This is a genomic window from Halalkalirubrum salinum (assembly GCF_005543295.1).
GTDB classification, from domain to species: Archaea; Halobacteriota; Halobacteria; order Halobacteriales; family Haloferacaceae; genus Halalkalirubrum; species Halalkalirubrum salinum.
In genome coordinates this window covers 1-6,355 of record NZ_SRSG01000001.1, presented here as the reverse complement: position 1 = coordinate 6,355, position 6,355 = coordinate 1, and the positions used below count along the sequence as shown (strand labels likewise).

General features: G+C 47.6%; 5 protein-coding genes. 3 read left to right on the top strand and 2 right to left on the bottom strand.

The window, feature by feature from the left end; genetic code table 11:
• Positions 1 to 838: 838 nt before the first annotated feature.
• Both E5K03_RS00025 and E5K03_RS00020 read right to left on the bottom strand, forming a co-directional pair.
• Positions 839 to 1,600, bottom strand: a complete 762-nt coding sequence (locus E5K03_RS00025) for an IclR family transcriptional regulator (RefSeq protein ID WP_171006546.1) — start codon at positions 1,598 to 1,600, stop codon at positions 839 to 841.
• Between the two features lie 92 nt (positions 1,601 to 1,692).
• Positions 1,693 to 2,721, bottom strand: coding sequence for a zinc-binding dehydrogenase (locus E5K03_RS00020; protein WP_138004337.1), 1,029 nt, complete (start codon positions 2,719 to 2,721; stop codon positions 1,693 to 1,695).
• 6 nt (positions 2,722 to 2,727) lie between these two features.
• On the opposite strand from E5K03_RS00020, the gene E5K03_RS00015 reads away from it, so the two are divergent.
• Genes E5K03_RS00015 through E5K03_RS00005 form a run of 3 tightly spaced genes read left to right on the top strand, consistent with a single transcriptional unit; the run spans position 2,728 to position 6,197 of the window.
• A complete protein-coding gene (locus E5K03_RS00015) occupies positions 2,728 to 4,593 on the top strand; it encodes a M28 family peptidase (RefSeq protein WP_240729900.1) in 1,866 nt (621 codons plus the stop codon).
• Complete coding sequence (locus E5K03_RS00010; RefSeq protein ID WP_138004336.1) at positions 4,594 to 5,313, top strand: aspartate/glutamate racemase family protein; 720 nt, start codon at positions 4,594 to 4,596, stop codon at positions 5,311 to 5,313.
• The gene (locus E5K03_RS00005) at positions 5,313 to 6,197 is read left to right on the top strand and encodes an alpha/beta fold hydrolase (protein ID WP_138004335.1); all 885 of its coding nucleotides are present in this window, start codon (positions 5,313 to 5,315) and stop codon (positions 6,195 to 6,197) included. The genes E5K03_RS00010 and E5K03_RS00005 overlap by 1 nt, the downstream gene beginning before the upstream one ends.
• Positions 6,198 to 6,355: the final 158 nt, after the last annotated feature.

Sequence of the window (6,355 nt, the reverse complement as noted above, 5' to 3'; positions counted from 1 at the left end):
CAGAACAGCTCCAGTCAATTCTGGGTGGGAGAGAACTTCGGTAAGGACGAGAGGCATCACTGAGCGGTATATCTTGGTCTTGCTATCCAACTACAGCTAGAGTTTGTGTAGCGAGATCGGACACCGAACGACCTGATGAGGCTCGTCATACGACCCCATTTGACAGTTTTATCAATTTTAAATACAGATAAAGAAATTGATATATTTGTGTTAAATGATCTCAAAAAGCTATTATGATTGGGTCCAGAAAGCCGACTTAAAGCCAGGTGACGATGCGAGCACGGATCACGTTGCGCTCGGCGAGACGGTGAACCGAATCAATGGTCAGCAGTTTTTGCGATACGCCGCGTTCAATCCAGAGACGAACAAATTCCCACATATATGGCTGTTTACGATGACTACAACCGCATTAACACAACAGTTTATACGAGAGTTCCCGGAGAAATAAGACGTCTCTAACCCAGTGTTTCTCGTTGATCACCCCAAACATCTAGCCGCAGCACTCCGGTAAGCAAGGCTACAATTTCAGACAGTTCGGCATGGAAATCAAATTGTTGTAAAACATATAATTAAAGAGTAATGAACCATATATATTTGTTTAGTAATATTTTAAGTCGCGTCCAATCCATGAGGACAGAAACATGACTACAAGCCTCGCCGTCTAGTGAAATTCGTTTAGCTAAATACGATGCATTCGTTCAGCAGCAGAATGATATGATATATGACGATACACCCTATTACGCACAACAATGTATTCATTACATCGATATGGATGTGATGGCAGTACGTTTCTTATTATAAATTTGAAAGGAACAGTAGTTCCACTTTGTGAAACAGATTATAAAAGTCGGTAGTTGAGCTCCAGTTCATTACTTACGCTCAAGAGAATATCTTTTAATTCGGTATCGCATTTCTTTTCTGTAAGTCTATTTCTCGGTCCAGAGATACTTACTGCGCCAATTGCAGTACCGCTTTCATTACAGACTGGCACTGAAATCGCATTCAAACCCACGACGTTCTCTTGATTATTAATCGCATATCCACGCGATCGGGTTTCAGCTAATTCTGTAAGGAGGTCGGAAACTGATGTAATTGTCTGTTCAGTTTTTTTTGAAAGGCCAGTCTGTTCACATAAATCAACAACTCGGTCGTCATTCCAAGTGGACATAATAGCTTTTCCGCCAGCGGTTGAGTGAAGCGGTCCAGATGTTTTGCCGTAATTTCCGACCTGTACACCGTTATCACCGATTGCTTGAAAAAGATAAATCGCGCGGCCGTATTCTTCGATAATAAACTGAACTAACTCCCCAGTTTCGTTGGCTAACTGCTGGATTTTAGCGTTGACGAGCGGATAAAACGGATCGCGAGTCTGAATTCTATTTGCGTACTCTAAAAACGCTGAAGAAATCAGGTATTGACCATCCTGACAGACAAGGTATTTATTCTCGATTAGGGTTGACAAGTATCGATGCATCGTACTTTTGGCGATACTTAGATCGGTTGAAATTGTGGTCAAACGGACCGGTTCATTTTCTCGAATGTATTCCAGTATGTGGAACGCTTGTGTGACTGATTTGAGTGACTTGTCATTTGTAGGCATGATATAGTATGGCATCTCTGTCGTTATTGATGTTTTGATCGTATGATACGGTCTCTTGAGTAGTTCCACTTTGTGGAATATAAGTCATGAAGTTACGGGGTAATGACAATCTTCCCAAAAATATCCCCGTTCTCGATTTTCTCATGCGCTTTCGGGAGATCCGTAAGAGGCAAAACATCCTCAATCACTGGTTCGATCTTATCTTGAGTGATAAATGAAGTCACTTGCTGGAAATCTCGACGATTCCCCATCGGCGCACCGATAATTCTACGATGCTTCTGGTAAACGGATCGGACATCGATTGAAGCGTCTGCACCTGATGTTGCTCCGCAAATGACCATTCGTCCTCCACCAGCCAACGAATTAATACTTTGTTGCCAAGTTCGTTCCCCGATATGGTCGACGACTAAATCAACACCTCTCCCGCTTGTCTCTTCGTGTACAAGCGTATCGAAAATAAATGTGGGATCATGTAAAACAACTGTCGACCACGGTTTGAGTCGATCAACTTTGTCTGTCGAAGAGGTAACCGCATACGTCTCGCCTCCTTGTGCTGATGCAATCTGTAGTGCCGCGTTTCCAACCCCACCGCTCGCCCCGAGAATAAGTGCAGTTTCTGCTGGTTGTAGTTGTCCAGCGGTAACGACAAGCCGCCATGCAGTCGTGAATGCGATTGGATAGGCTGCAGCGGTGATAGGATCCATTTCATGGGGGCGTTTTTCAAGACACCACTCGGGGACAACGACATACTCTGCCAATCCACCGGGAACGTGTTCGCCGATAATTTGGTACTCCGTACAGAGAGTATGTTCACCGTCAAGGCAGTATTCACACTCGTGGCAGACAATACATGGATACACAATAACTGGCGTATTTAACCACGAAGGGTCGGTGCCGTCTCCAACTGCATCGACAACACCAGTAATATCACATCCGGATCTTTTCGGGAACATACCCTCGTCTTCGGGATGACCGAGACGGGCAAATACGTCGAGATGGTTCAGTCCACACGCTTCAACACGGATACGGACCCATCCTGTCTTTGGCTCTGGCTTTGGAACATCGACAATCTCGATGACATCTTCCGGATGCCCATAGTCAGTTATTTCACCGGCAAGCATTGCCCAATGTTAACGTGCTACTGTCAAAAACCCATCTGTCTGTGTACTGGTCAGAGCAAAGGTTTTATTCACGTATCTTGTTGGGACTTGTGCATGAGTGAACAAGTACCAAAGGGTGTAGAGCCGGATCTCACAGACTCGTTGCTGTCGAGTATCTCGGTCGATGAGCCTTGGACACTATTAGAGCGTTTTAGCGAATTAGAGCGAGTATCTGGAAGTAAAGAGGAGGTAGAGGCAGCCGAATACATAACCGATCGACTAACGAAGCTTTCAGTTCCGTTTACCCGATACGATCCATCGCTGTATATAAGTCAACCCCTGAAGGGTTCAATTCGTACAATAGATCGGCCATTTGAGCCGGGACCGGTCAAGACGATATCATTCTCTGCAAGCGGGACGGTGGCAGGGGAAGTCGTATACGTCGGTGAAGCAGGTGCAGATCTTCTTTCAGATGATGACGAGCCACCGGGAGAACCATTTGCCCATGTAGAAGATCTTACTGGTAAAATCGCGTTGACATCAGCCGGATTTCTGTCGATCGAGGCGACGAGAGCGCTCGAACGAAAGGGCGCAGCAGCTGTAATCACAATTCATCCACATAAGCGAGAGCCGCATGACGGGATCGCAACACCAATTTGGGGTGGTGCACCGACGCTCGATCAGCGTGATGAACTCCCATCTGTTCCGATAATTACTATAAATAATCCTGATGGGGAGGTATTGATCCAGTGGGCAACTGAGGATCGACCGTTCCACGCGGAGGTCGAAACTGACCTCAATACCGAGTGGATGAAGTGTCCGCTTGTGGTTGCAGAAATTCACGCCGGTGCAGCAGAGACTGATGAGTTTGTTCTCTTGCACGGTCATTACGACTCGTGGTATGTAGGAATTACAGATAATGCGACCGGCGATGCAGGCTTACTTGAGTGCGCTCGTGTATTCGCTGAGCACGCCGATGATTTGAAGCGAAATCTCCGGATTGCATGGTGGCCGGGACATTCAACCGGTCGCTACGCCGGTTCGACGTGGTATGCAGACAAGTTCGCACTCGATCTCGCAGAAAACTGTGTTGCACAGGTGAACATGGATTCTCCCGGCGCGAAGGGTTCCAAAGAGTACACAGATATGTCTTGTTGGACACCGGATGCTCATGACATCATTGTGGGTGCGATCGAAGATGTTACTGACGCAGCGTACACAGAACGCTTTCCATTCCGAGCAGGGGACTACTCGTTCGATAACATTGGACTGACAGGGATGTTTATGCTCTCATCAAACATCCCGACAAAGGAACGCGAAGAGAGGGGATATCACACAGTCGGGGGCTGTGGAGGGAATTCTGATGCGTGGCATGTTTCGACTGATTCGCTAGATAAAGCAGGAAAGGATGAGCTTGTTAGAGATGTAAAAGTATACGCTTTGAGTATCTTACGGGTATTGAATGCAGACCTACTCCCGCTCGATCAAGGCCGGTATCTCGAACGAATAAAAGAGACCGTCGAGGGGTACAACGACGTCGCTGGCGACAACTTCGATTTCTCACCTACAATCGAATTGCTGGTCGAGTTGGAAAATAACCTAGTAACCTTTACCCAACAAGTAGAAAACGGTGAGATTCCTATAGAGAGAGCTAACGCGGTACTGCTTAAATTCGCTCGAATCTGCAATCGGATCTATCTGGTTCGAGGAGGACAGTTTGAACAGGATCCTGCAATCGGGCGTGATCCAGTTCCATCGTTCGCACCGGTAAAAAACTATGAGATTCTTTCGCCGAATGAAGCCAAGTTCCTTACCGTACAGCTCACGCGGGCACAAAATAGCGTCTGTGGGCAACTACAAAACGCAAATGACCTTCTCAATACGGAGTTATAAATGACAGAGATTGCATACCTTATTCCCGGCGTCGGGTTAGACGAAGCCGAGAAGAACAGGCGCGAACGAATCGCGAACAAAATGACCACTGGCACAGTTACCGTAGTTGATGTTGACGAAGGGCCACTGACGATCGAAAGCGGTGTCGAAGAAGCGTGGTGTGTGTACGGGGCGATGAAGAAGGCAGTTGAAATAGAATCGTCGTTCGATGGGCTCGTAATCGGTTGCTTTGGAGATCCCGGACTTCGACCGCTCCGCGAACTTCTTGAGATTCCAGTAGTTGGACCGGCACAGACGACATTTTACACGGCTGCACAGATTTCTGACCGATTTGGATGGCTGACCATTCTTGATTCAACGCTCCCGATGAGCCACGAACAAGCAGTTGAATATGGTCTTGAGGATCGTTGTGTGAGCATTCGAACTGTCGATGCACCGGTTCTATCGATTGATCACGACTCCGATGAGCTAGTCGAACGAATGATTACTGTTGGCCAGCGTGCGATCGAAGAGGACGGCGCAGAAGCGCTGTTCCCAGGATGTATGAGCCTATCATTCGCACAACGACATGAAGAGATTCAAGATACGCTTGGCGTTCCGTTCTTGGACCCTGCTCGATTAGCATTAGAGCAGGCGACCGTGTGGGCTCGACACGGGATTGTCGCCAGTAGAAAAACCTATCCGGAGCCATCGTACGACAAACTAGGAGCGCTCTTATAATGTGTCCATACGCGTCGATCAATGATGCTGAACTGTACTACGAAATCCACGGAGAGGAACACGAACGGACGCTAATGGTGCTTCACGGGGGACCTGGAGTAAGCGATTATAAAAAAGGGCTCACCGCATATAGACCCTTAACCGAGGAGTACCGGCTCATCGTCTACGACCACCGTGGCTGTGGAAGTTCGAGTCTCACACCACCATATTCGAACGAGCAGTTTGCTGATGACGCCGAGGGTCTCAGGAAAGCCCTTGATATCGACGAAGTGGTCCTCATTGGTGGCTCTTATGGCGGGTTTATCACGCAAGAGTATGCAATTCGGTATCCTGATGCGCTCGCTGGAATTATTCTTCGGGATACAGCCGCTCATGGAGGCCACAGAAAGCGAGCACGAGAGATCGCTGCCTCGCGTTTTGCCTCAGTAACGGAGGCTAATCTTGACACGCCTTCATTAACCAAAGATGCGTTCGACCGCGTGATGGATGGTAATGTAGGGTCTGACGAAGAGTTACGCAACACGTTCCATGCGATGTTACCGCTGTATGCACCGACGATCGACGATTTTGATGCGGAAGCAGCTCAAGCAGGTATCGAAGATAGGCAGTTCCACCACGAAACACACAATTACACGTTCACACACGAACATCCACATATGGACTATCGAACGGAACTGCCATCAGTTGAGTGCCCAGCACTCGTTACTGTTGGTCGTCACGACTGGATCACCCCGGTCGAGTACAGCGAAGAAATCGCAGAACTACTCCCGAATTCCGAACTCGTCGTTTTCGAAAACAGCGGTCATTCACCAAACCTTGATGAACAAGAACAATTCCTCAAGCACGTGCGCTCATTCCTCCGATCTATTGGATTCACCAATTGAGTTACTCATCTAATATATTTTTGTATGTCACTGAGGTGCTGTTAGATTGAGATTGAACTGAACGTAGTTGGATAGCAGTTCTATGTCGAGACGATTTCGTAGCAGTCTCATAGACCGTTCTCTAATGCAGAACTAACTGTGTCACTGGGGAGTCGTGG

Coding starts and splice junctions, on each gene's coding strand:
- E5K03_RS00025 (WP_171006546.1), bottom strand. CDS start 1,600: ATGCCTACAAATGACAAGTCACTCAAATCAGTCACACAAGCGTTCCAC.
- E5K03_RS00020 (WP_138004337.1), bottom strand. CDS start 2,721: ATGCTTGCCGGTGAAATAACTGACTATGGGCATCCGGAAGATGTCATC.
- E5K03_RS00015 (WP_240729900.1), top strand. CDS start 2,728: ATGTTAACGTGCTACTGTCAAAAACCCATCTGTCTGTGTACTGGTCAG.
- E5K03_RS00010 (WP_138004336.1), top strand. CDS start 4,594: ATGACAGAGATTGCATACCTTATTCCCGGCGTCGGGTTAGACGAAGCC.
- E5K03_RS00005 (WP_138004335.1), top strand. CDS start 5,313: ATGTGTCCATACGCGTCGATCAATGATGCTGAACTGTACTACGAAATC.